General features: G+C 73.9%; 24 protein-coding genes and 1 pseudogene. 8 read left to right on the forward strand and 17 right to left on the reverse strand.

Annotated elements, in window-relative coordinates:
* Window positions 1-57: 57 nt before the first annotated feature.
* The 3 genes from ACFY5B_RS24805 to ACFY5B_RS24815 all read right to left on the reverse strand — a co-directional run bounded on the left by ACFY5B_RS24805 (window position 58) and on the right by ACFY5B_RS24815 (window position 1,101).
* Entirely contained in the window at window positions 58-186 is a 129-nt protein-coding gene (locus tag ACFY5B_RS24805) for a hypothetical protein (RefSeq protein ID WP_389972612.1), read from the reverse strand.
* Between the two features lie 135 nt (window positions 187-321).
* The gene (locus ACFY5B_RS24810; protein WP_389972614.1) at window positions 322-675 is read right to left on the reverse strand and encodes a hypothetical protein; all 354 of its coding nucleotides are present in this window, start codon (window positions 673-675) and stop codon (window positions 322-324) included.
* Window positions 676-753: 78 nt separating this feature from the next.
* Window positions 754-1,101 carry a DUF4333 domain-containing protein gene (locus tag ACFY5B_RS24815; protein WP_389972616.1) on the reverse strand — a complete coding sequence of 116 codons (348 nt, stop codon included), beginning with the start codon at window positions 1,099-1,101 and terminating at the stop codon, window positions 754-756.
* Here ACFY5B_RS24815 and ACFY5B_RS24820 point away from each other — a divergent pair.
* The 4 genes and pseudogenes from ACFY5B_RS24820 to ACFY5B_RS24835 form a co-directional block, all read left to right on the forward strand.
* Window positions 1,100-1,327, forward strand: a pseudogene (locus tag ACFY5B_RS24820) (hypothetical protein); the annotation flags it as partial. The gene ACFY5B_RS24815 and the pseudogene ACFY5B_RS24820 sit on opposite strands and share 2 nt — an antisense overlap.
* 125 nt (window positions 1,328-1,452) lie before the next feature.
* Window positions 1,453-1,932 carry a transposase gene (locus ACFY5B_RS24825; protein WP_389972771.1) on the forward strand — a complete coding sequence of 160 codons (480 nt, stop codon included), beginning with the start codon at window positions 1,453-1,455 and terminating at the stop codon, window positions 1,930-1,932.
* A 573-nt stretch (window positions 1,933-2,505) separates the two neighbouring features.
* Window positions 2,506-4,170, forward strand: coding sequence for an alkaline phosphatase D family protein (locus ACFY5B_RS24830; RefSeq protein WP_389972618.1), 1,665 nt, complete (start codon window positions 2,506-2,508; stop codon window positions 4,168-4,170).
* 146 nt (window positions 4,171-4,316) lie between these two features.
* The gene (locus ACFY5B_RS24835; RefSeq protein WP_389972620.1) at window positions 4,317-5,684 is read left to right on the forward strand and encodes an alpha-lytic protease prodomain-containing protein; all 1,368 of its coding nucleotides are present in this window, start codon (window positions 4,317-4,319) and stop codon (window positions 5,682-5,684) included.
* A gap of 61 nt (window positions 5,685-5,745) precedes the next feature.
* Here the strand turns inward: ACFY5B_RS24835 and ACFY5B_RS24840 are convergent, their stop codons facing one another.
* From ACFY5B_RS24840 to ACFY5B_RS24865, 6 genes are all read right to left on the reverse strand, one after another.
* A complete protein-coding gene (locus tag ACFY5B_RS24840) occupies window positions 5,746-6,996 on the reverse strand; it encodes a serine hydrolase domain-containing protein (RefSeq protein WP_389972622.1) in 1,251 nt (416 codons plus the stop codon).
* Window positions 6,993-7,910 (reverse strand): DUF6895 family protein, encoded by a 918-nt coding sequence (locus ACFY5B_RS24845; protein ID WP_389972624.1) that lies wholly within the window; start codon window positions 7,908-7,910, stop codon window positions 6,993-6,995. Before ACFY5B_RS24845 ends, ACFY5B_RS24840 begins: the two co-directional genes overlap by 4 nt.
* Window positions 7,907-8,869 (reverse strand): DUF6895 family protein, encoded by a 963-nt coding sequence (locus ACFY5B_RS24850; RefSeq protein WP_389972626.1) that lies wholly within the window; start codon window positions 8,867-8,869, stop codon window positions 7,907-7,909. The genes ACFY5B_RS24845 and ACFY5B_RS24850 overlap by 4 nt, the downstream gene beginning before the upstream one ends.
* Window positions 8,866-9,561: a hypothetical protein gene (locus ACFY5B_RS24855; protein WP_389972628.1), complete on the reverse strand. Its 696-nt coding sequence runs from the start codon at window positions 9,559-9,561 to the stop codon at window positions 8,866-8,868. Before ACFY5B_RS24855 ends, ACFY5B_RS24850 begins: the two co-directional genes overlap by 4 nt.
* A 20-nt stretch (window positions 9,562-9,581) precedes the next feature.
* On the reverse strand, window positions 9,582-9,770 hold the full coding sequence (locus tag ACFY5B_RS24860; RefSeq protein ID WP_351643344.1) for a hypothetical protein: 189 nt from the start codon (window positions 9,768-9,770) through the stop codon (window positions 9,582-9,584).
* Window positions 9,771-9,919: 149 nt separating this feature from the next.
* The gene (locus ACFY5B_RS24865) at window positions 9,920-11,392 is read right to left on the reverse strand and encodes an aminotransferase class I/II-fold pyridoxal phosphate-dependent enzyme (protein ID WP_389972630.1); all 1,473 of its coding nucleotides are present in this window, start codon (window positions 11,390-11,392) and stop codon (window positions 9,920-9,922) included.
* 359 nt (window positions 11,393-11,751) lie between these two features.
* Here ACFY5B_RS24865 and ACFY5B_RS24870 point away from each other — a divergent pair, with 359 nt between their 5' ends.
* The 4 genes from ACFY5B_RS24870 (at window position 11,752) to ACFY5B_RS24885 (ending at window position 15,821) form a co-directional block, all read left to right on the forward strand.
* Window positions 11,752-12,930: an amidohydrolase gene (locus tag ACFY5B_RS24870; RefSeq protein WP_389972632.1), complete on the forward strand. Its 1,179-nt coding sequence runs from the start codon at window positions 11,752-11,754 to the stop codon at window positions 12,928-12,930.
* A gap of 94 nt (window positions 12,931-13,024) precedes the next feature.
* Window positions 13,025-13,558 carry a DoxX family protein gene (locus ACFY5B_RS24875; RefSeq protein WP_389972634.1) on the forward strand — a complete coding sequence of 178 codons (534 nt, stop codon included), beginning with the start codon at window positions 13,025-13,027 and terminating at the stop codon, window positions 13,556-13,558.
* A gap of 75 nt (window positions 13,559-13,633) precedes the next feature.
* Window positions 13,634-14,197, forward strand: a complete 564-nt coding sequence (locus ACFY5B_RS24880) for a hemerythrin domain-containing protein (RefSeq protein ID WP_389972636.1) — start codon at window positions 13,634-13,636, stop codon at window positions 14,195-14,197.
* Window positions 14,198-14,534: 337 nt separating this feature from the next.
* Window positions 14,535-15,821, forward strand: coding sequence for an MFS transporter (locus tag ACFY5B_RS24885; protein ID WP_389972773.1), 1,287 nt, complete (start codon window positions 14,535-14,537; stop codon window positions 15,819-15,821).
* A 44-nt stretch (window positions 15,822-15,865) separates the two neighbouring features.
* On the opposite strand, the gene rfaE2 is transcribed toward ACFY5B_RS24885, so the two are convergent.
* The 8 genes from rfaE2 to ACFY5B_RS24925 all read right to left on the reverse strand — a co-directional run bounded on the left by rfaE2 (window position 15,866) and on the right by ACFY5B_RS24925 (window position 24,613).
* Entirely contained in the window at window positions 15,866-17,260 is a 1,395-nt protein-coding gene (rfaE2, locus tag ACFY5B_RS24890; RefSeq protein WP_389972638.1) for a D-glycero-beta-D-manno-heptose 1-phosphate adenylyltransferase, read from the reverse strand.
* Window positions 17,257-17,892, reverse strand: coding sequence for an SIS domain-containing protein (locus ACFY5B_RS24895; RefSeq protein WP_389972640.1), 636 nt, complete (start codon window positions 17,890-17,892; stop codon window positions 17,257-17,259). Before ACFY5B_RS24895 ends, rfaE2 begins: the two co-directional genes overlap by 4 nt.
* 75 nt (window positions 17,893-17,967) lie before the next feature.
* Entirely contained in the window at window positions 17,968-19,245 is a 1,278-nt protein-coding gene (locus ACFY5B_RS24900; RefSeq protein ID WP_389972642.1) for a glycosyltransferase, read from the reverse strand.
* The gene (locus tag ACFY5B_RS24905) at window positions 19,242-20,207 is read right to left on the reverse strand and encodes a glycosyltransferase (protein WP_389972644.1); all 966 of its coding nucleotides are present in this window, start codon (window positions 20,205-20,207) and stop codon (window positions 19,242-19,244) included. The genes ACFY5B_RS24900 and ACFY5B_RS24905 overlap by 4 nt, the downstream gene beginning before the upstream one ends.
* Entirely contained in the window at window positions 20,204-21,265 is a 1,062-nt protein-coding gene (locus ACFY5B_RS24910) for a glycosyltransferase family 9 protein (RefSeq protein WP_389972646.1), read from the reverse strand. The genes ACFY5B_RS24905 and ACFY5B_RS24910 overlap by 4 nt, the downstream gene beginning before the upstream one ends.
* Window positions 21,262-21,870 carry a D-glycero-alpha-D-manno-heptose-1,7-bisphosphate 7-phosphatase gene (locus ACFY5B_RS24915; RefSeq protein ID WP_389972648.1) on the reverse strand — a complete coding sequence of 203 codons (609 nt, stop codon included), beginning with the start codon at window positions 21,868-21,870 and terminating at the stop codon, window positions 21,262-21,264. Before ACFY5B_RS24915 ends, ACFY5B_RS24910 begins: the two co-directional genes overlap by 4 nt.
* Window positions 21,867-22,940, reverse strand: a complete 1,074-nt coding sequence (locus ACFY5B_RS24920) for a glycosyltransferase family 2 protein (protein ID WP_389972650.1) — start codon at window positions 22,938-22,940, stop codon at window positions 21,867-21,869. The genes ACFY5B_RS24915 and ACFY5B_RS24920 overlap by 4 nt, the downstream gene beginning before the upstream one ends.
* On the reverse strand, window positions 22,937-24,613 hold the full coding sequence (locus tag ACFY5B_RS24925) for a carbamoyltransferase (protein WP_389972652.1): 1,677 nt from the start codon (window positions 24,611-24,613) through the stop codon (window positions 22,937-22,939). Before ACFY5B_RS24925 ends, ACFY5B_RS24920 begins: the two co-directional genes overlap by 4 nt.
* Window positions 24,614-24,621 lie beyond the last annotated feature (8 nt).

The raw sequence follows: 24,621 nt of genomic DNA on the forward strand, positions 1-24,621 counted from the left end.
GGTCGCGGTGGAGAGAGGTGGTGACGGTGTCTTGGGGAGCTCGCTCGCACACGAACATCAGGGTCGCGATGCCGGCGTCTCGTAGCGGCGCACAGCGCCGGTGACGCGGTCTCTCAGGTGCTCGCGTACGACTGCCGGCGTCAGGTAGCGGTGCAGCAGGGGGTAGTCGGCTTCGCGGCGAGCCACACGGCCACGGTCAGTGTGCTGCCTTTGCCTCCGGTGCGGGCGTGGGCCAAGAGGCGCAGAGTCGTGGCGGTGACGGTCGTCGCGTTCATGCGCCGCTCCTCGGCAGGTTGATCGACGCGACGGCGGCCGCGCGGCTCACAGCGCTGGAGAGCACGCCGATGACGGGCACCGTGGTGACCCGGACTCCGCCTCCGCCGGCGGGGCCGTTGGTGTAGAGGGCGGGACTTCCTCGCCGAGCCGTGCGGCGGCGGCCGCGTCGTCGGCCTGTGCGACCAGTGACAGCCTGCACCGGCCCGAGCCCGGCAGCGTCGTCCCGTCGGGCTGCGTCACCGGATCCGGGCCCAGCAGATCCTGGTGGAGGTGGCGGAAGAGGCCACGCGTCCGCTCGCGCACGACTGCGGCGGCCAGTTCGGCGCGCATGCGCGCGCCGGTCCCCGCGTAGTCGATCTCCGCCTCGCACCGGTAACCGTCGTGGAAACCGCTACTCACCTTCAGGGTCCGCAGGCGCCGGCAGGCCTCTGGCTCCGCTGACGCGGACCCGGTCATGCGCGAGCGCGGCGATTTTTCCTATTGCGGTGCAGGGGAAGCCGTTTCGTCGACCTGGAAGTCGAAGTTGATCTGGTCTCCCTCGACGGAGGTCACCTTGACTGTCACGCCCAACGTGTCGCCGTCGCCCGCTGTGAGAGTGCATCGGGTAGTGGTACCCACCTTGGCGGCGAGGCCCTCCGGGCATGCGACGTCTGGCTTCGGCCGGCCGGTCGTGGCTGCGAGCTCTTTTGCGAGGAGGATGGCCAGCTTGCCCGAAGACATCTCTGGCGTGGGTGTTCCGACGTTGACCGACGCCGAGCAGCCCACGAGCAGCGCACCGACAGCTACGGCCGAGCAACTCCAAGTCGCCGTGGACAGACGGGGCATGGCGGGCTCCATTACCGGTGAATCAAGAAGACGTCAGAAGCATACTTGCTTCGCGGGCCGCTTTTCCCGGGTGGAACCCCGGCGCAAAGCGGGGCAGTTGGTGCTCGGTCCACTGGCCGGCCTGCCGCGCAGGAACTGCTGGACGATCGCCGAGTGGGCCGGGGAAACCACCCCGCACGGCATGCAGCATTTGCTGTGCCGGGCGGCCTGGAACGCGGACACGGTCCGTGACGATGTCCGCGACTACGTAGTCGAGCACCTCTACGACGATGCGGCGGTGCTGGTGGTCGGTGAGACCGGCGACGTGAAGAAGGGCACACCGTCGGGGTTCAGCGGGCCACCGCGGGCCGGATCGAGAACTTCCAGGTCGCCGTCTACCTCGTCTACATCGGCAGCGGTGAACCGCGAGCCGTACATTCCTCGCTTGTGGACAGGCGACGCCGACCGCTGCCAGGCCGCGGGCAGCCCCGAGACCGGGCGTTCGCGAACAGGCCGGAGGTGGCCACCGTGATGATCGAACGGTTCCTGGAAACCGGGCATCACACCTCCTGGGTGGCCGCGGACGAGGTTTACGGCGGCAACCCGAAACTGCGGGCCGGACTGGAAAAAGCGCGGCACGGGCTACGTCCTTGCCTTCGCCTGTCCAGCCGAGATCGTCACACCGTCAGGCAAATTTCGGTCCGACACCCTGGCCGGCAAGCTACCCAGGCGGGCCTGGGCGCACCGGCTCGGCTGGTCCGACTGGCGACGCCACCACCAGGCCCGAGCTCAAAACGGTCACTACCGACGACAAGCCGCAGCTCAGACGTGAGTGCGCTGGTCGGAGCATGAGTGCTCTACTTGGCGAAGCCGAGCATTCTGGTTGGCGAGTCCGGCGTCCTCCCCGTCGGGACCGGAGGTGGCCTGTCCCAGGCTCCGGTGGATCGCGATCTCCACGGGTGAGTACGCGCCGTCGGCCCGCTCCAATTCGTACGGCGCGGCTGGCATCAGCGGCAGCTGGCTCGGGTCATGCACAGGCGAGGTATCAGTGGCGGTACGGCTCGGGCTACCGGAGCGAACGCGCCACGAGCCACGAGCCACGAGCCACGAGCCACGAGCCACGAGCCACGAGCCACGAGCCACGAGCCGATGGTGGCTCGACCACAGGCGCTGGTCGCGCGAACGGGGTGGTCGGGTGGCGGACCACGACCGCTGGTGGCACACCGGCGAAGCGCGCGGCAAGGATTCGCTGCCCGGAAGCCCGGGCCGTTACCGGCAGGTACCGCCTGTGGTGTGAACCCCCCGCACGTCGTGCCCGTATAAGGCATTTTGTCTGCTTAGCATGCGAGCTCCGCGCTCCGCACGCCGACGATGTCCCCATGCATCCGCACGGGAGCGCAACCGCCCCGTACGAGAGGACACCAGATGGCGCTGACGGGCCGTCACAGAGCACCGTCCGAGCATGCCTTCTCCCCGCACGACGACGTGCTGCGCACCGCCGCGCCGCACGTCGCCCGCCGCCGGTTCCTGACGGTCACCGCTGCGGCTGCGATGCTCGCGTTCGCCACCAACCGGCCGGCCCGCGGCGCCACCGCCGCTCCCGAACTCGAGGCCGCCCGGGTGTCCGACGACCCGTTCACCCTGGGTGTGGCCTCCGGCGACCCGCTGCCCGACTCGGTACTGATCTGGACCCGGCTGGCCCCCGAGCCGTTCGCCGAGGACGGCGGCCTCGGCCAGCAACGGGTCGTCGTCGACTGGGAAGTGGCCCTGGACGAGTGGTTCGCGATCGTCGCGCAGCAGGGTACCGCCACGGCCCATCCCGAGTACGGCCACAGTGTGCACGTCGACGTCAAGGGCCTGATGCCGGACAGCCACTACTACTACCGGTTCCGGGTGGGCAGCTGGATCAGCCCCACCGGCCGGACCCGTACGGCGCCGACCCCGGGCACGGACACGGCGGGCATGCGTCTGGCCGCGGTGGCCTGCCAGGCCTACCAGGACGGCTATTACACGGCCTTTCGGCATCTGGCGGAGGAGGAGGTCGACGTGGTGTTCCATCTCGGCGACTACCTGTACGAGTACCCGGTGGACTCCGCCGGTGGGGCCCGTCGCTACACCGACCGCAAACTGCCGGACGTGTTCAACCGCGAGACGACCACCCTGGCGGACTACCGGCTGCGCTACGCGCTCTACAAGAGCGACCCGGACCTGCTCGCCGCGCACGCCCGGCACCCGTTCCTCGTCACCTGGGACGACCACGAGACGGAGAACAACTACGCGGGCGGGGTCGACGAGAACGGCAGTCCGCAGGAGCAGTTCCTGGTGCGGCGCGCCGCCGCCTACCGGGCCTACTGGGAGAACCAGCCGCTGCGTGCCGAGCAGCTGCCGCAGGGACCCGATGCCAGGTTGTACCGCCGGCTGGCCTGGGGGTCTCTCGCCCAGTTCGACATCCTCGACACCCGCCAGTACCGCTCCGACCAGGCCTACTCCGACCGGCCGCACGCGCCGGGCAGCGAGTCGGACGATCCGGCCCGCACGCTCACGGGCGCCGCTCAGGAGCGCTGGCTTCTGGACGGCTGGCGCGAGTCCGGCGCGCTGTGGAACGTGATGCCCCAGCAGGTGTGCTTCTCCCAGCGCAAGTTCGACCTGACCGAGCCGGCCCGGGTCTCCATGGACGCCTGGGACGGCTACCGGGCCTCCCGTGGCCGGGTCATGGCGGGCGCGAAAGCCGCCGGCATCGACAACTGGATGGTCCTCACGGGCGATGTCCACGTCGGCTACGCCTTCGACGTCAAGGACGACTTCGACGACCCGCAGTCCAGAACGCTGGGCACGGAGTTCGCCTGCACCTCCATCGCCAGCGGCGGGAACGGGACAAGCAAGCCGGACAACTGGGACACGTTCATGAAGGCCAACCCCCACATGAAGTACTACGACGGCCGGCGCGGCTACGTCCGGGTCGAGCTGGGCCGTGAGAACGCCCGGGTCGACTTCCGGACCGTCTCGGCCGTCAACACGCCCGGGGGCACCATCTCGACGACCGCGTCCTTCGTCACGGAGGTGGGTTCGCCCGGCCTGAAGTCCCCGTGACACGCCGGGCGTCCGCAGTACTGCACATGGCGCCCTACCCCGCGCCACAGCGCGAAACGGGGCGGCTCGGGACAGCACTCGGGGCCGCTCCGGCAAGGCATATGGCCTCGTCGGCCGTTCCACCGCGATCGAAGGAGACACATCGAATGGCCCACAGACATGCCGTGACCGGCCGCCGGGCGGCCCTGACCGCACTCGGCGCGCTCCTCACCACCGGGTTCCCCTCCGCCGTGGCGGCCGAACCGGCACCCCCCGCGGGTCCGTTGCCCTCGACCGCCCAGACCCTCGGCGCCGACCGGCCGTCGGCTCCGCTGCTGCGCGCCCTGGAGCGTGACCTCGGGCTGACCCGGGCCCAGGCCTCCCGGCGGCTGATCAACGAGGCGGAGGCGGGTACCCGGGCGGGGCTGCTGCGCAATGCGCTGGGGAACCGTTTCGCGGGGGCCTGGTTGCGCGGCGCGACCTCGCAGGAGCTGGTGGTGGCGACGACCAAGGCCACGGACGTGCCCGCCATCAAGGCCCAGGGCGCCAAAGCGGCCGTCGTGAAGAAGACGCTGCGCGACCTGACGGCCGCGAAGCGGAAGCTGGACCGGGCGGCGGCCCGGGTCGGCACCCGCGACACGCACCTGTGGTACGTGGACGTCCCCACGAACCGGGTCGCGGTGGAGGCCCGGACCAAGGCCGCGGCCGCCGCGTTCATCAAGGCGGCCGGCCTCGACGGCAAGGGCGTCGGCGTCAAGGTGACGGCGGACAGGCCACGCCTCCTGGCGGACATCACCGGGGGCGACGCCTACTACGTCAACAACGCCGCCCGGTGTTCGATCGGCTTCTCCGTCACGAAGGGCGCACAGCAGGGTTTCGCCTCGGCGGGCCACTGCGGCAAGAAGGGCGACACGACGACCGGCTTCGACAAGACGGCGCAGGGCACGTTCCAGGACTCCACGTTCCCGGGCAAGGACATGTCGTGGGTCGCCGTCAACGACCAGTGGACCACGACCGCGAACGTGAGGGCCGAGGGCGACCAGAAGGTGCAGATCACCGGCTCGGTCCAGGCGCTCGTCGGGGCAGCCGTCTGCCGCTCCGGCTCCACCTCCGGGTGGCACTGCGGCAGCATCGAGCAGCACGACACCAGCGTCAGTTACGCCCAGGGCAGAGTGGACGGGCTGACCCGGACGACGGTGTGCGCCGAGCCGGGCGACTCCGGCGGTCCCTTTGTCGCGGGCGTCCAGGCACAGGGCGTGACCTCCGGCGGTACGGGTGACTGCAGCAGCGGGGGAACCACGTTCTACCAGCCGATCAACGCGCTGCTCAGCGACTTCGGCCTCACCCTGAAGACGGCCGCCGTCGAATCGGCGCCTCCGCAGGGCGACGTCACGCAGGCGTGGGCGGTGGGCCGTGTCTATGAAGCCGGTGCCACCGTGCTTCACGCCGGGGTGCGCTACCGGTGCCTGCAGACCCACCAGGCGCAGGGCGCATGGGCGCCCACCCGCACGCCGGCCTTGTGGCGGCGGGTGTGACGAGGGGTCAGGGCTGTCCGGCGTCCGCGCGGCACGTACCGCCGGCGCCGGGCGGGGCCCGCTACTCCTGTGCCAGCAGCGCGTACGCGGTGGCCAGGAACGGGTCGTGGGCGCGGAAGCGGCGGGTGCACACCGCGGCCAGAGCGGTGCCGGTGTCGGCGCGAAATCCCAGGAACGCCTGGTGGCCGAGGGTCGCGCCGCTGTGGAAGTACATCGGTCCGCCGTCCGTCGGGTGACGGAACCAGGCGATGGTGTGGACGTGCCGGTGCCCGATGCCCCGGCGCAGAACCGGGCGGCGCACCGCTCTCAGGGCGGGGGCGAGGTCCCGTGACACGCCGGTCTGGTCCAGATGGGCCTCGAGGAAGGTGAGCAGGTCGTGCGGCGTGGCCCGTACGGCACCCGCGGCCTGGAAGCCTCCGGCGTCGAACGCGGGCACGGGTGACACGCCGTCCCTTCCGTGCCCGGGGGCGTCGAGTCCGGAGTCGTCCGCGCGCAGGGTCGTGCCGTCCAGACCGAGGGGGCGCAAAATCTGGTCGGTGAGCAGATCCTCCCAGGGGGTGCCGGTCGCGGCGGCCAGTGCGTGTCCGAGTACGGCGACACCGAAGTTGGAGTAGCGCCACCGGGTGCCGGGGCGGTGGCGCGGCCGGTGGCGCAGGAAGGCGTCGACGACCCGGGCCTTTGGGAAGCGGGCGTACGGGTTGGTGGTCCAGGCTGGCAGGCCCCGCAGGAAGAAGCCGGCCGGCAGGGCGGGCAGTCCGGAGGTGTGGGTGATCAGGTGGGCGAGCGTCACCGGGTTCGCACCTGTCGGCCGCCCCCCGTCCAGGAGGGCGGCGGCCGGTTCACCACCGGTCAACCGGCCGCTGTGGATCAGCCGGGCCAGCAGCAGCCCGGTGAACGTCTTCGTCGCCGAGCCGATCTCGTAGCGCAGGTTCTCGCGGGCGAGCGGCGGGGGCGGAGCGGTGCCGCCGCTCACGACGCTGCGGCGCCCTTCCCGGGACAGGGCGAACACCACATGCGGGGCGTCGGACGCGGTGACGGCGTCGGCGAGCCGCTCGAGGACCGGGCCGTCGTCGGAGGGAGATTCGGGCGACAGGACGCGCCGGGCGGGCCCAGCGGTCGTGAGCGCGGCGCGCGGGTGCCGGGACCCGTCCGACGGCATGTCATGCGGCGCTGACCGGTCCGCGGGCGTGCCGCGCGAGGTCTCCGGGTCCATGTCGGCCGGCGCGTGGCGTACGGCCGACGACTCGTCCGCCGCTGATGCGGCGTCACCGAGCGGTCCACCTGGCCAGGGCGCGTACCGACGGGACGTCATGACGCGGACGCCAGCAGGGACAGGGACCGGGACGTGGCCAGGACGGAGGCGTAGGCGGCGACCAGGGTGGGGTGGTACACGATGTCGAACACCTCGTCCGGCGGGCCCTCGGGCATCGTCCGAAGGGCGGGCATGGCGCCGTCGGGCTGCTGTGCCGCGGCGAAGCCCTCCCAGGCCCGTTCGTCCAGGGTCGGGCGGGGCAGGCAGGCGTCGACCACCAGCAGTTCGCCGAGCAGGTCCCAGCGTTCCAGGTCCAGCCAGTCGTCGATCCAGACCGGCAGCCAGGTCGCGAGGTAGTCGGCGGTGGCGGGCGGCAGACCGTCCGGCCTCTCACCCCAGTCGGTCAGGTGGAACACGTTGTGCGTGACGTCGTAGGCGATGTGCCCCTCCACCGTCCAGGGCTCGGGGGTGCGGGCCAGCCAGGTCGTGCCCCTCACTTCGGACTCCGGCGGCCGGGGCGGGAGGCCGAACCGGCGCTGGAACGCGCACAGGCCGAGCCGCCGGGTGGGGGTCGCCTCAAAGGCCGCCCAGCTGTCGATCCGGTGGTTCAGGACGGCCGCCCGCTCCACCTCCGGCTGGCTGTAGCCGAGTTCCTTGAAGGGCAGGTACACCTCGAAGGGGATGGGGGAGATGGGCTCCGTGAGCTGTCCCCGCACCAGCATCCGGCCGCCGTCCAGTGTCTCCCGCCAGGCGTGGTCGAGGAGTTGCCGGGCCAGCTGCGCCTGGCGCGACCCCGCGACACCCTCGCGGAACAGGACCTTGCAGATCATGGCCAGTTCGCCGATGGGCTTGAAACGCTCCAGGAAGCCGATCTCGGGGTCGACATCGGGTTCCAGCTCGAATCCGTCACGGTGGGCCCAGAGCCATTCCAGGGCGCCCACTCCGACGTTGTGGATCAGGCGGGTGTCGGTCATCCCAGCACTCCTTGTCCGCCGGGCCGGTGGTGCGCGGCTGCCGGGGCTCCGTCGTCGAGCCACCCGGTGGTCAGGGTCGCCGCGAAGGCTGCCATGAGGGTGGGGTGGTAGTGGGAGAGGAAATCCGGGCTCCTGTCGTGGTCCGCTCCGTTCCCCTGCTCCGGGACCGCGCCAAGGGGGTGCTGTACCGCCGCGATCCGTGCCCAGGCGTCGTGCAGGACGGCGGGTTCGGGCGGCAGGGGCAGGCTCGCCGCCACGGCCAGCAGCTCGCAGCCGAGGTCCCACATCCCGGCGTCCAGGCAGGTGTCGAGCCAGGGCGGCAGCCAGTCGGCCAGGTAGCGGGCGAGGTCGGGTGGGAGCCCCGCGGGCCCGGCGCGCCCCCAGTCGGTGAGGTGGAAGACCACATGGGTGAGGGAATAGCCGGAGGACTGCTCGAACGTCCAGGGCTCGGGCAGCCCGGCCAGCCAGGTGCGGCGCAGTGCCTGCGGCATCGCGTCGGACTGCCGGATGCCGCTGCGGCCCTCGGCGTTCAGGACGCCGAGCCGCCGGGTGGGCTCCTGCTCGGTGAGCTGCCAGCCGCGGGTGCGGGCCACGGTGGCGGCGGCCGCCTCGTAGCCCTGGTGCCGCAGGCCCGCCGCGGCCATGGCGGCGTACACCTCCAAGGGGTACGTGGCGAAGGGCTCCAGCCGCTGCAGCCGAAGGAAGAGCTCGCCCCGGCCGGTCTCCTGCCACGCGAAGGCCATCAGGTCGGCCGCGCACGCGTGGAGCGGATCCGGGGGCGCGGTGTGCCGGCACACGGTCGCGCACACCTGGGCCAGTTCCCCGAGCGGCTTCCAGCTGCGGTTCACCTGTCCGTCGGCGGCCAGCGCGTCCTCGCCCAGCGCGAACTGCTCGCGATGCGCCGACACCCATGCCAGCGCGTCCTCGGCCACCTGCCGTGTCCCCCGTGCGTCCCTCACACGAACGCTCCCGTCCGCGTCAGCCGTGCCGCACTCACCTGCAGAGCCACGAGCGGGTCCTGACCGCCCATCAGCTCCACGAAGTCCAGGCCGTTGTCGAGTCCCAGCGTCTGCGGTACGCCCTCCAGCAGGGTCAGCCAGCGTCCGGCGCCGGCCGCCTGCCGCCAGTCCCTGCGGCGCACCGCGCGCACGAAGCCCCGGGCGACGTCGACCGGACGCTGCCGTGCCGCGCGGGCCACGGCGCAGTCCTCCCCCGGCACGGCGAGGGCGGCCAGCACCGCGAGCTGGTGTGTCAGGAGTTGCCAGGTCGCGCCCTCGAGCCAGGCGGCGTCGGGCTCCTGGTGCGGGGTGTCGGCGTGGCCCGGGTCCACCCGCCGCAGCGTGTGCCGCATGGCCCAGTGGCTCCACCGGACGGTGGGTGCGGCGTCGGCTCCGGGCGGGTAGGCCTCCACGGCTTTGCGGAATACGGCGAGTTCGTCGGGCAGGGGCGGGGTGTGCAGGAGGGTGCTCGGCAGCAACGCGTCGGCTCCCAGCACACGTACGGCCGCGAGGGCGAGGTCCTCCGCTTCCGCGTGGGCCCGCTCGGGGGCGGCCGCACGAGTGTGGTCTCCGCTCCGAAGAGCGGAGACCACAGCGGAAGCCAGGTCCTGCACCGCGCCCTGCAAGAGGGACGAAGTGCCTGACTGCTCCATCTTCTACTCCTGTCGGTCCACTAGCCCTTCTTGGGGCGCGGGGTGGGCGGCGACAGGAGCAGGCCGAAACCGCCCTTGAACAGCGCAAGCGCGGCGCACTCGCGGCTGTCGCGGTAGATGCCGTCGGCTTCTGCCGGGTCGAGGGCGGCCTCGATGTCGGCACTCTGGATGCCCGTCAGGTCCTTGGTGACCTTCTCGGTGGCAGTCATTGCACCATCTCCTTTGCTGAAGTGGATGCTTCTTCTCTAGTGCACCTGATGGGGACAAATCATGCCAACTGACGCAGAAGTTTATTTGCGTCACTTCTTCAACATCTCGCGCATGAATTACTCGGCTCGCGGCAGTTGCCGCGGAAACATCACGGCTGGTCAGCGCGGGCCACGACACGGAGGGTGCGCAGGGAGGAATCGGCCGCGTCCGGGATCAGGACGCCGTGCTCGGCGCCGCTGCGCAGGTAGTCCAGCACCGCCTCGGTGACGACCTCGCCGGGTGCCACCACAGGGACGCCCGGCGGGTACGGGCTGATCGTCTCCGCGGCGATGCGGCCCGCGGCCCGTTCGGCGGGTACGTGTTCGACCCGGGCGAAGAACGCCGCGCGGGGCAGCATGGCCTGCTCCAGTTCCAATGCCGAGGGCTCGGGCAGCCGGACCGGCGGGCGGCCTTCGACGGAGTCCGCGTGCTCGACGAGGGCGCGCAGGGCGTCCAGGAGGAACTCCTCGGTCTCGTCGTCGTCCGCATGGGTGATGGAGGCGCTGATGCGGCAGCTGTCCGAGCCTCCGACGTCCACGTGGCGGTGGACGCGCAGCCACTCCACCGCCTGCATGCCGCTCACGCCGAGCTTGCGGACGTCGATCACGATCTTGAGCGGGTCGAGGTCGGCGGCGAGCCCCTCCTCCACGATCTCCCTCCCCATGGGCCGCAGACCCGGTAGTTCGGCGACCGCCGCCCGGATGCGTTCCGCACGGCGGATGGCCGCGTCCAGCAGTTCACGGCCTTGTTCGACCATCTGGCGGCGCCAGCCGTCGAGCGTGGCGTAGACGAGGGAGGAGGCGCTGGTGGTGCCGAGCAGGTCCTCCCGCTGGGCCAGGACCTCGGGCGACACCCGGTCGTACTGGAGGTGGAAGACGGAGCTCTGCTCCACCGCCCCGCCCATCTTGTGCACGCTGGTCACCGTCAGGTCGGCCTCGGCGTCCATGCCCCAGGCGGGCAGGTCCGGGTGGAACGGCAGGTGGGCGCCCCACGCCTCGTCGACGATGAGGGGCACACCGAACTCGTGGCACACCCGCGCCACTCCCCCGATGTCCGCGCAGGAACCCCAGTCGGTGGGCGTGATCAGCAGCATGCCCTTGGCATCCGGGTGCTCCCGCAGGCGACGGCGGACGTCGTCCGGCTCGGGCGGGTGGGCCAGGTGGCGTTCGCCGTCGAACTTCGCGTGTACCCAGATCGGCTCGACGCCGTTGACGACGACGGCCGCGATGACGGACTTGTGGGCGTTGCGCGACAGCAGCAGCTTCTCGCCGGGTCCGGCGACGGCGAGCATGGCGGTCTTCACGGACAGGGAGCTGCCGCAGGTGGAGAAGAACGCGTGCTCGGCGCCGACCGCGTCCGCCATGAGCTCCTGGGCCCGGCTCAGCACGCCCTGGGACTGGCGGCGGTCGTCGAGCCCGTTGAGAGAGAGCACGTCGGAGCGGAACACGTCGAGGCCGACGATCTCCGCGACCCGTGGGTCCACTCCCCTGCCCTGCTTGTGGCCGGGCGGGCCGTAGGCGATGTCGCCACGGCGCCGGAAGTCCTCCAGCGCCTCCAGGACGGGCACGCGCGAGTGGTCCATGGTTCCTCCCGGATCCGGCCCGCCCGAGCCGCCGCCGCGGCGTCCACGCTGTCGTGGCCCGGCGGGTACACCGACCGTGTTCACCCCGGGCCACCGTCGAAACGCCGCGGGCGTCGCGGTGTGGTGTCGCCGAGGCGCCGGGGGCCCTGCGTGGGATGTCCCGCCGCCAAGGGGTGCCCCGGCGCGGAGGTCTCGCGGCGCAAGGGGTGCCCCGGCGCGGAGGTGTCGCGGCGCAAGGGGTGCCCCGGCGCGGAGGTGTCGCGGCGCAAGGGGTGCCCCGGCGCGGAGGTGTCGCGGCGGTCGGCGGTGAAACCCGCCCCGGGACGACGCACACCGATCCCGACGACGAGGAGCCACCCGTGCCCCGAACGCCCGACGCCGTGCACCAGGCCGTACGTGCGGAGGTGGCGGCCCGGGCCGACGCGCTGTCGGACGTGGCCCGGCGCCTGCACGCCGACCCGGAGTACGCCTTCGCCGAGCACCGGGCCGCTGCCCTGCTCTCCGGTGAGCTGGAGCGCGCCGGTTTCGCCGTGGAGCGCGGCGCGGCGGGGATGCCTACGGCGTTCACCGCACGCTGGGGGCGGGGCCGGCCCGCCGTGGCGCTGCTGATGGAGTACGACGCCCTGCCCGGCCTCGGCCACGCGTGCGGCCACAACCTCATCGCGGCGGCCGGGCTGGGGGCCGCCCTGGCCGTGGCGGCCGCCGTGCCGGAGGCGTCCTCGGGGACGGTGCTGGCGGTCGGTACCCCCGCCGAGGAGGGTGGTGGCGGCAAGGCCGTCGAGGTGGAGGCCGGGGTGTTCGACGACGTCGACGCAGCGCTGATGTTCCACCCGGGGGTGCACAGCTGGGCTCGGGCGCCGCTGACCGCGCAGGTGCAGTACCGGGTGGCCTTCCACGGCAGGGCCGCCCACCCCACGGGCAACCCGACCGAGGGCGTCGACGCGCTGGCGGGGCTGGTGGAGCTGTTCAACGTGCTGGCCGTGCTGGGGCGCAGGCTGCCCGAGGGCTCGCACGTGCAGGGCATCGTCACACACGGCGGTACGGCCACGAACATCGTCCCGGAGTACGCCGAGGGACTGTTCGGTCTGCGCGCGGCCACGACGGCGGCGCTGGAGGACTTGGCCGAACGGCTGCGCGTGTGCGCCGACGGGGTGGCCCGGGCCACCGGCACCACCGTCGAGGTGGACCGGGCCACGGTGCGCTACGAGCACTTCCGGGACAGCGAGGTGCTCTCGGAGCGGTTCGCCGCGCATCTCGCCCGGGCGGGGATCGAGCTGTCACCGCCCGCACCCGGCGTGTACCTGGGGTCGTCCGACATCGGCAACGTCAGCACGCGGGTGCCCGCCATCCACCCGTTCGTCGCGATCACGGGCGAGGACGGCTCCGACCACACCCCAGAGTTCGCCGAGGCGGCCGCCTCGCCCCGGGCCCGCGAGGTGCTGATCGCCGCGACGGAGGCCCTCGCGTGCACCGCCGCCGACGTCCTGCTGTCCGGGGCGCTGTGTGAGGAGGCGTGGGCGCGGCACCGTGCGGTGTGAGTGGGCGTGGGCGCGGCACCGTGCGGTGTGAGTGGTTCGGCTCCGGCTGGGGAACCCGGCGAGCGCTGTACCCACCGACTCTCTGGAGAGGGCCATGAGTCTGTTGCGTGTGCTCGGCCGCCCCATGCTGGCCTCGATGTTCCTCGCGGGCGGTATGAACTCCGTCCGCGACCCGAAGCAGGTCGCCGACGCCGCCGAGCCTGTCGTCCAACCGGTCACCGAGCGCGTCCCTGCCCTGCCTGACCGCACCGAGCAGGTCGTACGGCTCAGCGGGGCCGTACAGGTCGCGGCGGGGCTGATGCTGGCCACGGGGCGCGTGCCGCGCCCGGCCGCGCTGGCCATCGCCGCCACGCTGGTGCCGACCACACTGGCGGGACACCGCTTCTGGGAGGCGCAGGACCCCGAGGAGCGGGCACAGCAGCGCATCCACTTCCTCAAGAACATGTCCATGCTCGGCGGACTGCTGATCGCCGCCGACGACACCGGCGCCCGCCCCTCGGTGGTGTGGCGCGGCACCCACGCCGCCCGGGGCCTGCGGCGCGACGCGGGCCTGGTGCGCCGCTCCGTCCGCGCCACCGCAGGACCGGCCACCGCGGTCGGGCGGGTCCGGGCCAAGCTCTCCGCCTGAGCAGCCCGCGACATCCGGCGGACCGCACGTTAACCCCCCGGGGCCGGGGGGACCCGAGCGCTGGAGGTGAAGGAGATGGGACACGGAGGAAACGTCATCGACGAGCTGGTGACCGATCACCGCGAGGTCGAGGAGATGTTCGGCAGGATCGAGGCACTGCCGTCCGGCCACCGGGACCGCAAGCTGTACGCCGACCAGGTCACGATGGAGCTCGTACGGCACTCGGTGGCCGAGGAGGCCTACCTCTACCCCGCCGTACGCGAGCACGTGGCGGGCGGGGACGCCCTCGCCGATCAGGAACTGAAGGATCACGCCACGGCCGAGCAGATCATGAAGGATCTGGAGGGCTGCGACCCCGGCGACGCCGACTTCGACCGGCTGGTGGGCATGCTGATGAGCGAGATCCGCTCGCACATCGCCGACGAGGAGGGCAACCTCTTCCCGCGGCTGCGTCAGGCCTGTCCGATGGACACGCTCAACGAGCTGGGCGACAAGGTGCGCAAGGCCAAGAAGACCGCCCCGACCCGGCCCCACCCGGCGGCCCCCGACAAGCCTCCGGCCAACAAGCTCCTGGCCCCGGGCACCGGGATGGTGGACCGGCTGCGGGACGCCCTGAGCGGCCGGGGAAAGTCCGGGTAAGCCGGGTCACCCCGCTCAGCGGGGCTCGTCACTCGAGGTGACGAGCCCCGCTTCCTTGTGCCTGCTCGAACGCGGCCTGGTCACCCCGTGTGATCAACCACACTGTGGCCCCAAAGCCCGTACCGGGCAGGGTGTTTGGACGGCACGAGAGGGTGGATCAAGGGCAGGTGCACCGCTTCTCCGCTCCCCTCTGCCACGATGGTCGGCGCCGTACCCGTCGAGGGGATCCGCCGTGCAGCGCCGCCGGTGTGACGCGCTCCTCGTCGCCCTCCTCTGAGTCCTCCGACTCGTCTACGAGTACCGCACTGTGCCTTCCTTCTCCTCCCCCTCCCCTGCCCTGCCCGCTTCCCGCTCGCCCTGGCGGTCGCTGCGCTACCGCAGCATGCGCTGGTGGTCCGTCGCGAACTTCGTGTCGAACGCCGGCACGTGGATGCAGCTCACGGTGCAGAACCTGCTGGTCCTGCAGATCACCGGGTCCGCCGCCGCGACGGGTCTGTCCATGTCCGTGCAGGCCGCTCCGGCGCTGCTGATCAGCGTGCTCGGCGGGGCCGCCGTCGACCGGTGGCCGCGCAAGCTGACGGCGGCGGTGAGCCAGGCGGTGCTCGGCGCGATCGCGTTCACCACGGCCGTCCTCGTGGCGCTGGACCTCATCGACATGACCTCGCTGATGGTGCTGGCCGCCCTCACGGGTGTCGTGGCGACCATCGACAACCCGGCATGCGCGCTGCTGGGCAACGACCTCGTACCGGCGGAGGACGTGCCCTCGGCCATCGGGGTGGGGGCCTTGGTGCACCAGGCGGGCCGGCTGGTGGGGGCGGCCCTTGCCGGTGTGGCGGTCGGGTTCCTCGGCACGTCCGCCGCGTACTTCGGCAACGGGCTGTCGTTCCTTTTCGTGGCCTCGGTCATCCCCTTCTTGCGTCCGGCGGCCGGTGCGGTGCGGCAGGACGCCCCGGCTCCCGAGGAGACCGGTCCCGACCTGACCGTCCGGGAGGGGCTGGTCTACTTCGTGCGGCGGCCACGCCTGGTCGCGCTGGCCGGTGTGACCGGCATCAGCTCCGTGTTCGGCCGCAATTACGGGCTCACCCTGGCGGTGCTCGTCACCGGGCCGCTCGCGGGCGGTGCCGGTTCGTTCGGCACGGTGTCGACCGTGCTCGCCGTCGGCGGCATCCTCGGCGCGGTGCTCGGCGCCCGGCTGCGCCGGCCGTCCGTGCGGCTTGTGGGCGCGCTGGCGGCAGCGGGGGCGCTGCTGCAGGTGGTGGCGGGGCTGTCACCGTCACTGGCGGTGCTGATCGCGCTGGTCCTGCCGATGGCCGTGGTGGAGTCCGTCTCGGACACCGCCGGCACGGCCGTTCTCCAGACCGACCCGCCCCCGCACCTGCGGGGACGGGTGCTGGGTGTGTGGGGCAGCATCGGCACGGTGTGGGGCCTGGGCGGCCCTCCCGCGCTGGGCCTCCTCATGGAACTGGCCGGACCGCGCGGCGCGCTCGTCACCGGCGGGCTGCTCATCGCCGGCGCGATCGGGGCAGGCTCCCTGCTGCGCCGCCGCCGGACCCCGGCACCGGTCGTCCTCCGCAAGGGGGAGCACGACGCGCCGGGCCGGCCTGCACTGACCCCGGCGGCCTGAGCGGGTTCCGTGCCCAGCGGGCGACCAACACCGAACCCGGCTCCCTATGGCCGCAACGCCGCCTCCGCCGCCCGACGGGCCAGCAGGGTCGTGGAGCGGCCGTCGAGGTAGGGCAGGACCACCGCCTGCCCGCCCCAGGTGCGGAGCACCTCGGCCTCGGGCAGGTCCTGGACGGAGTAGTCGCCGCCTTTGACCCAGACGTCCGGCCTCAACCGGGCCAGCACCGCCTCGGGCGTGTCCTCCCCGAAGACCACGACGGCGTCGACGCTGCCGAGCGCGGCGAGGACGCGGGCGCGGTCCGCCGCCGGGTTGATCGGGCGTCCCGGTCCCTTGCGGCGCGTGACGGACGCGTCGGAGTTCAGGCACACGATGAGGCAGTCGCCGATGCGCCGGGCGCTCTCCAGCAGCCCGACGTGACCGGCGTGCACCAGGTCGAAGCAGCCGCCGGTGGCCACGACGGTGCCGCCGCGGGCCCTGATCCGCTCGGCGAGCCCGAACGCGTCGGTCGCGGGCTCGTCGGCGGTGCCGGGCGCGGGCTCGGTCCGCCACAGACCGGGGTTGCCGGCACCGCCCGCCGCGACGAACGCGGCCGCCTCCGCGACGGCCCGCTGCAGTGCCTCTTCGGGGAGCAGACCGTCCGCCAGAGCGGCCGCCGCCGTGGCGGCGAAGCAGTCGCCCGCGCCACAGGGGTCCCCGGCGGCCCGGTAGGGCACGGGCACCAGCATCGGGGTGCCGGGACCGGGCCGGGCCAGCAGCACCCCGCGCTCGCCGAGGGTGACGGCCACCCCGGCGGCACGCCAGCGCTCGGCGAGCCGGGCCGCCCGCTCGGCGTACGCGCCGAGCGAGGTCCCTCCGGACCCGGGGTGCAGGGCCCGCGCCTCCGCCGCGTTGGGGGTGACCAGGCGTGCTCCGGGCACGGGCGGGTCGCCCGTGGGGTGCGGGTCCCACACCAGGGGCGTGCGGCGGGCGGCGTCCTCCAGGAGCGGTCTCAGGGCGCCCGCGGTGTGCCGGCCGTAGTCGGCGACCAGGATGGCGTGCGCGTCGGCCAGCGCCTCCCGGACCGCGTCGCCGGGCTCGCCCGGGGTGCCGCCGCCCCGGTCGATGCGGACGACCGGCCTGCCGCCCGCGAGCACGCGGGTCTTGACCGGCAGGGTGCCGTCCAGCGGGATCTCCAGGATCCGGACCCGGCCGCGCAGCCCGCGGCGCACCGTTTCACTGGCCTCGTCGTCGCCGAGCGCGGTCACCAGGACCACGTCCCGGCCGCCGCGGGCGGCCAGGGCGGCGGCCAGTCCGGCTCCGCCGGGGTGGCGCCGGTCAGCGGTGACGTCGACGACGGGGGCGGGGGCGTCGGGGGCGAGTCGGGTGGAGACGCCTTCGATGTCCTCGTCCAGGAGAACGTCCCCGACGACGACGAGGGGGTGCGGCCCGGTCCCGGTCATGGCGTCCCCCCGTGGGTGAGGACCGCGCGCCGCGCGAGGGGCGTGGCCACGGCCGTGTCGAAGCACTCGCAGAGCAGGTGGACGGCGACGAGGTGGGTCTCCTGGACGTTGGCGGTGGTGTCCGCGTCGATGCACAGGGCCTCGTGGGCGGCTTCCGCCAGGGGGTTCGGCCCGCGCCCGGTGAGCGCCCAGACGCGCAGTCCGGCCTGCCGGGCGGTCACTGCGGCGGCGATGAGGTTGGTACTGCGCCCCGAGGTGGACAGCAGTATGAGGACGTCCCCGGGGCGGCCGTGGGCGGTGACCTGACGGGCGTAGACGTGGTCGAAGCCGTAGTCGTTGCCGATGGCGGTCATGCTGGACGTCTCGGCGTGCAGGGCGAGCGCGGAGTAGGCGCGGCGTTCCCGGCGGTAGCGGCCGACCAGTTCGGCGGTGAGGTGCTGGGCCTGGGCGGCGCTGCCGCCGTTGCCCGCGGCGAGGAGCCGGCCGCCGCCGCCGAGCACGTCGGCGAGGCGGCCGCCCCAGTCCGCGATCCGGTCCAGGCCGTTGTCCCGGAACCGGCCCAGGGCCTCCTCCAGCGACCGGCAGTGCAGTCGGGCGGCGTCGAGGCCGGGCTGTGCAGAAGATTCGCTCATGCGGATCGGGCGCGCCGCCGTGCGGGGACGGCGGGGACCCACACCTCCTTCGGACTGTGGGCGGGGCCGGCGGGGTCAGCCGGCATCGGTGGCGGCGGGCTCGGTGTCGAGGACCTCGCAGTAGGCGGCTTCGGTGGCGGCGGCGACCTGGCCCCAGCCGTACCTGCTGAGCACGCGGCGGCGGCCGGCGGCCCCGCAGGCCGCGCGGGCCGCGGGGTCGGCGAGCAGCGCGGCGACGGCGACGGCCAGGGCCGCCGGGTCGCCGGGCGGAACCAGTCGTCCGGTGCCCGGGTCGGCGACGGTGTCGAGCTGCCCGCCGACCGCGCTGGCCACCACGGGCACGCCGCAGGCCATGGCCTCCAGCGGGACGATGCCGAAGGGTTCGTAGTCGGCGGGGCAGACCACCACGTCGGCGGAGCGCAGCAGTGCCGGCACCTCCTCGCTGGGAAGGGCGCCGGTGAAGCGGACGCGGTCGGCGACGCCGGCGTCCCGGGCGATGTCGCGCAGCCGCCGCACTTCCGGGTCGCCGTCGAGCCGTCCGGCGGGTGGCCCGCCGACGACGAGCAGCTCGGTGCCTGGCAGCCGGGCCAGGGCGGCGACGGTCACGGCGGCGCCCTTGCGTGGCACGAGCCGGCCCAGCTGCACGATGCGGTGCGGGTGCGGGCCACGCGGCGCGGCCGGGCCCTTGGGCGTGAACCGGTCGGTGTCGACACCGCACGGCACGATGCCGATCCGGTGCGGGGGAATGCCCATGCGGGCCAGTTCGTGGACCTCGTCGCGGCAGGTGGCGATGACGCGGTCGCAGGTCAGGCCGATCTCGATCTCGCCCGGGATCCGCTCCGGCGGGCTGGTGTCGGCGAGCCGCTGGTGCCGTCGCTTCACAGTGCCGAGAGCGTGGTAGGTGTGCAGCAGGGGAAGGCCGTGCTCGCGGGTGGCGCGCAGCGCGGCCAGGCCCGACATCCAGTAGTGGGAGTGCACGAGGTCCGGCGGCCGGGTGCGCCAGCCGCGGGCGAGATGGCGGCCGAACTCCTCCATGTGCGGCAGCAGCTCGTCCTTGGGGAGCGGTTCGGCCGGCCCGGCGGGTACGTGGTGCACCTCGACGCCGTCGCGCAGTTCCACCCGCCAGGGCAGGTCCGGCGCGTCGCGGCGGGTGTGGACGGTGACGCGGTGGCCGCGGTCGGCGAGTGCCGCGGCGAGGCAGGCGACGTGGACGTTCTGCCCGCCGGCGTCGACCCCGCCGAGTGCGGCGAGGGGGCTGGCGTGCTCGGAGACGAGCGCGATCGCGAGGACGCCGGGGTCGAGCGGGCCGCCGCCGCGCGGTCCGGACGGGAAGGGGCTGAGGGACGGGGTCATGAGCACACCTCCGTGATCAGGCGCTCCCAGTCGGCCAGGAAGCGTTTGAGCCCGTAGCGTTCGAGGGCTGCCTGGCGGGCGCGCGCTCCGTCCGCGGTCGCGGCCTCGGGTTCGTGGAGGTAGCGGCGGGCCGCGCGGGCCAGGACGTCGGGGCGGGTGGTCAGGGTGCCGGCGCCGGGCGGGACCGCCTCGACCGCCTCGGTGGTGGCGAGCGCCAGCACGGGCATGCCGAGGTGCATCGCCTCCAGCAGGGACAGGCCGAGGGAGGTCCAGCGCACCGGGTGCAGGTACATGCGGCGTTCGGCCAGCGCCGTGTGCAGCTCGCTCTGGGGCAGGTCGGCGGTGTGGCAGCGGTCCGGTGCCAGGCCGAGGTGTCCGGCCAGGCCCTCGGTGCCCATCCCGAACACGTCGAGCGGGACGGCCTCGGCCAGCGCGGGCAGCAGGTCGGTGCCGGTGTACCGGGCGCGCCGGACGGGTTCGTTGACGACGACGGCGGCGCGCGCAAGCCGGCCGCTGTAGCGGTGGCCCGGGTCGACGATGCCGTGCTCGATCACCTCGGTGCGGGTGCTGCCGCCGTCCCAGAACAGCCGGTTGAAGTGGGTGACGTGCACGAGCGTCAGGTCGTCGCGGTCGGCGCAGGGGTGCCGGGTGCCGGGCACACTGCCGTCGGGGGCGTTGTGCTCCAGGTACACCGCGGGCACGTCCCGCCCGGGGCGGCGCCCGCCGAGCCACCGTTCGGCCAGCGCCGCCTCGTGCGGCCGCTGGAGGAGGACCAGGTCGACCGGCGTGTCACGGAGTTCCGCGGGGGTGACCTCGTGCACCGAGGCGGGCCAGGTGAAGGTCCGGGCCCGCCCGAGGCCGTCCGGGCCGCGGTCGGGCGTGACGGGGACGAGGTAGGTGTGCGGGCCCTGGACGAACGCGGTCGTCCAGGAGCCGTGCACGTGCCACAGCAGGATGTTCATACGGCCGCTCCTCGCTCGGTCGGTTCTCCCCGGTCCGCCGGGTGGCCGGTGAGGGCCGCCACGGCGGCGAGCACCTCGCCGTCGCCGATGCCGTCGAGGCAGGGGTGTCCGGGCACCGGGCAGTGCCGGGCCCGGGTCTGTGCGCAGGCCGCGTGCGGGTCGCCGAGCAGGACGTGCGGTACGCCGTAGGGTGCCCACCGGTCGGCCGGCACGACCGGTGCGAAGAGGCTGACGACGGGCGTGCCCACGGCGGCGGCGAGATGCGCCGGGCCGGTGTTGCCGACCACCACGGCCCGGGCTCCCGCCAGGACTCCGGCCAGTCGTGGCAGGTCGGTGGCGCCACCGAGGTCCAGGGCGTGCCGCGCGGCGACCCGCGCGGTCAGTTCGCGCTCGGCGCGCCCGCCCGTGACGACCACCCGGTGCCCCGCGGCGGACAGGGCGGCCACGGCCCGGGCCGCCCGGCCCGGCGTCCAGGCCCGCGCGGGCACGGCCGCGCCGGGGTGGAGGACGACGTACGGCTCGGGGCCGGTGAGGTGGCCGGCGCTCGGCGGCGGCAGGACACGCAGCCGGCCGTCGTCGCCGGGCGGAAGCGAGAAGCCCTCGGCACGCGCCAGGTCGAGGGCGGCCAAGGCCTCGTGACGGTGCGGCCTCCTGCGGTGCCGGTGGTCGAGGAGCGCACCCGGGTAGTCCTCGCAGTCGGCGGCGGTCCGTCCGATCCCGGCCAGCTTCAGCAGCAGGGCGGCCGGCAGTGGGCTCTGGTGGTACGACACCAGCACGAGCGCCCGGTCGAAGCGGCCCGCCGTGAGCCTCTCCATCAGCCGCCGGGTGTCCGCACGCGTCACCGGCGGCGGCTCCAGCCCGACCCAGGGGGCGTCGAAGGTCAGCACGTCGTCGACGCCGGGCAGCATCCGCCCGGCCGCCGCGCCCTGGGGCCCGCAGAGCAGCGCGGTGTACGAGGATCCGGCGGCGACCGCCCGGACGGCGGGACCGGCGAGGAGTACGTCTCCGGCGCTGTCGAGACGGACCACGAGGGTGCGGGGAAGTCGGGATGGGGTCATCGCGACCCCCGTGCCGGGACGGCCGGGCCGAGGACGAGGCGTACGGCCGCCGGCAGGTCCGGTGCCGTGACGTCGGCCGCCGCGGTCTCCTCGGCACGGGTGACGGCCGTGGGGACCAGGACCCCCCGGGCCCCCGCCACCCGCGCCGCCTCCATGTCGGCTCCGATGTCGCCGATGACGGCGGTGCGTTCCGGTGGGACGGCGAGCCGCCGGCACGCGGCCAGGATCAGTCCGGGTGCCGGTTTGCGGCAGGCGCAGCCCTCCTCCGGCCCGTGCGGGCACACGGCCCAGACGGCGAACGGCCCGAGCAGCTCCTCCACCCGCAGCCGTACGGCCTCCACGTCGCGGCGGGTCAGCAGGCCCCGGGCCACGCCCGACTGGTTGGTCACGACACCGACGGGCACCCCGGCGGCGCGCGCGGCGTCCACGGCCTCGCGGGCGCCCGGCATGAGCGCGACCCGCGACGGGTCCCCGTTGTAGGGCACGTCGGCGACGAGGGTGCCGTCACGGTCGAAGAGAACGGCCGCGGGGTGGGGGCCGCCCGGCACGCGCGGGTGCTGCCGCCCGTGCCCGGGGAGCAGCCAGGGGGCGAGGGGCGGCGTCATGACCGCAGCCGTTCCCGGGCGGCCGGGCGGGGCGCGGGCTCCGGCTCACCGCTCCCGGACGGGGTGTACCGCCCGGCCTTGCGGTGGGCGATGCGCCCGCGCAGCCAGTGCCAGGTGGCGGCGGGCGGGACGAGGGCGCTGGTCACCGCCATGGTGAGCACCTCGTCGCGGGTTCCCGGGCCGGGCAGGATGCGGGCGAGGGCGAACTCTGTGGTGCCGGCCAGCCAGGTGGCGGCGCAGGCCGCGGCGGCCCGGTGCCTGCCGAGCAGGGCGCAGCCGAGCGCCGTCACCCCCGCTCCGGTCACCGCCAGGTGCAGGGGCAGACGCCCGCGGCGTGCATCGGCCCGGCGCCACCAGTGACGGCCGTGCAGCCGGGTCATCAGGACGTCGTCGGCGTTTCCCGCCTGGAGGCGGACGGAGATCCAGCGCCCGGCCTGCCGTACGGGGTGGGTGGTGGTGCGCCGGCCGGCGGTGAGCGTCCAGCCGGCGTCGAGCATGCGCAGGGCGAGGTCGGCGTCCTCCCGGAAGGCCCGCCGGAAGCGCTCGTCGAATCCGCCGACGGCCGTCAGCGCGGCTCGGCGGTAGGCCAGGTCGGCGGTGATCCAGCGGGCGCCGGCGAGTCCGGCCGTGTTGCGTTCCCAGTCCGTGGGGCGCCGGTCGATGGGCAGGGGCACCTCGATCCGGGCGGTGATACCGGCGGTGCGCTCGGTGGCCGCGGCCAGGTCCAGGGCCAGGTCGTCGCCCCAGGTGGGTCCGGGGACGACGTCGTCGTCGAGGAAGACGATCCAGGGCACGTCACCGGCGGCCCGCCAGCCGAGGTTGCGTGCGGCGGCGGGTCCGCGCGCACCGCCGGGCACGACGATGGTCCGTGCGCGCAGGGACGGTGGCACGTCGGCGGTGAGGGGGACACCGTCTTGGGCGGGCCGGTCGTCGACGAGGACCACCCGGACGGGGCCCGGCCCGGTGCTCTCCGCGAGGGCGCGCAGGCAGGCGCCCAGGCTGGGCCGGCCGAGGGTCGGGACGACGACGGCGTACGCGGCGTCGGGCGTGAGGGCCTCGGGTCGGGTCATCGGGGTCCTCCGGCGTCGCCGCTGCGGGAGTCGGTGCGGAAGAGGTCGCCGCGCCGGATCGCGTACGGGCCGATGGCCAGGAGGTCGACGGGCGAGGAACCGAAGCACTCAAGGGCGTCGCGCGGGTCGTCGACCATGGGCCGGCCGGCCGTGTTGAGGCTGGTGTTGACGACCACGGGCAGCCCGGTGAGCCGCTCGAACTCGCCGAGCATGCGGGCGACCAGGGGTTCGCGGTCCGGGTCCACGGTCTGGATGCGGGCGGTGCCGTCGACGTGCACGACCGCCGGGATGCGATCCCGCCATGCGTCGACCACGTCGTGCACGAACAGCATGTACGGGCTGGGCAGCGGGCCGTCGAAGAGCTCGGCGGCGCGCCCGGCGAGGACCATGGGGGCGACGGGCCGGAACTGCTCGCGGCCCTTGACGTCGTTGAGGCGTTCCAGGTTGCCCGCGTGCCCGGGGTGGGCCAGCAGGGAACGGTGGCCGAGGGCCCGGGGGCCGTACTCGGAGCGGCCCTGGAACCAGGCGACGATCCCGTTGTCCGCCAGGGCTCGGGCGACGGTCGCGGCGATGTCCGGGGGCCGCTCGAAGGGTACGGCCGCGGTCTTCAGCCAGGCTCCGAGCTCGGCGTCGGACCACTCCCGGCCGAGGTCGGCACCGGCCATGGGCTCCGGTGCGTCGCCCTCGACGGCGGACAGCAGCAGGGCTCCGCCCAGGGCGGTTCCGGCGTCGCCCGCCGCGGGCTGGACCCACACTCGGGCGAAGGGGCCCTCGCGGGCGATACGGGAGTTGGCGACGCAGTTGAGGGCGACGCCGCCGGCGAGGGTGAGCACCCGGTCGTGGGTCCGGCCGTGCAGCCATCGCACCAGGTCGAGCAGGGTCTCCTCCAGCACGGCCTGGGCACTGGCGGCGACGTCGGCGTGGTCCTGTGTCCAGGGCTCGTCGGGACCGCGGGGTGCGCACAGCTCGTGCCAGGGCACGCCGGTGGCGTGGAAGCCGCCGTCACCGGTGGGGTACACATGGCGGCGCAGCCCGGCGAGCATGCGCGGTCTGCCGTGGGAGGCGAGGGCCATGACCTTGAACTCGTCGGAGGAGCGCAGGAAGCCGAGGTGCTCGGTGAGTTCCTCGTAGACGAGGCCGAGCGAGTGCGGCAGGTCCTGGGCGTGCAGCGCCTCCAGGCGGTCGCCCACGCGGCGCGCGGCCAGGTGCGAGGCGCGTTCGCCACGGCCGTCGAGGACGAGGACGGAGGAGTCCCCTGCGTCCGGTGCGGCGAAGGCGCTGGAGGCGGCGTGGGCCATGTGGTGCGGCACGAAGCGGACGCTGCCGGGGTCGAGACCGGGCAGGGCGGTCGTCAGGAAGCCGGGTGCCTCGCGGGCGTAGGTCAGCCGCAGGTGGTCCCAGGGGTCGTCCAGGCCCATGTCCTCGGCCGGCCGGGCGAGTCGGGGGTCGAAGGAGTAGGTGACGGCGTCGAGGTCCTGCGGGCGCAGCCCGGCCCGTTTCAGGCACCAGGCCGCGGCCCGCTCGGGCAGTTCCCAGGCGGAGAACGGCAGGGGTCTCTTGCCGTGCTTGCGCCGGGAGAACCGCTCCTCCTCCGCGGCGGCGACGGTCCGTCCGTCGATCACCAGGGCGGCGGCGGGGTCGTGGAAGAGGGCGTTGATTCCGAGGATGCGCATGGAGGGCG

It is taken from the genome of Streptomyces sp. NPDC013187 (assembly GCF_042899705.1).
GTDB classification, from domain to species: domain Bacteria; phylum Actinomycetota; class Actinomycetes; order Streptomycetales; family Streptomycetaceae; genus Streptomyces; species Streptomyces hawaiiensis_A.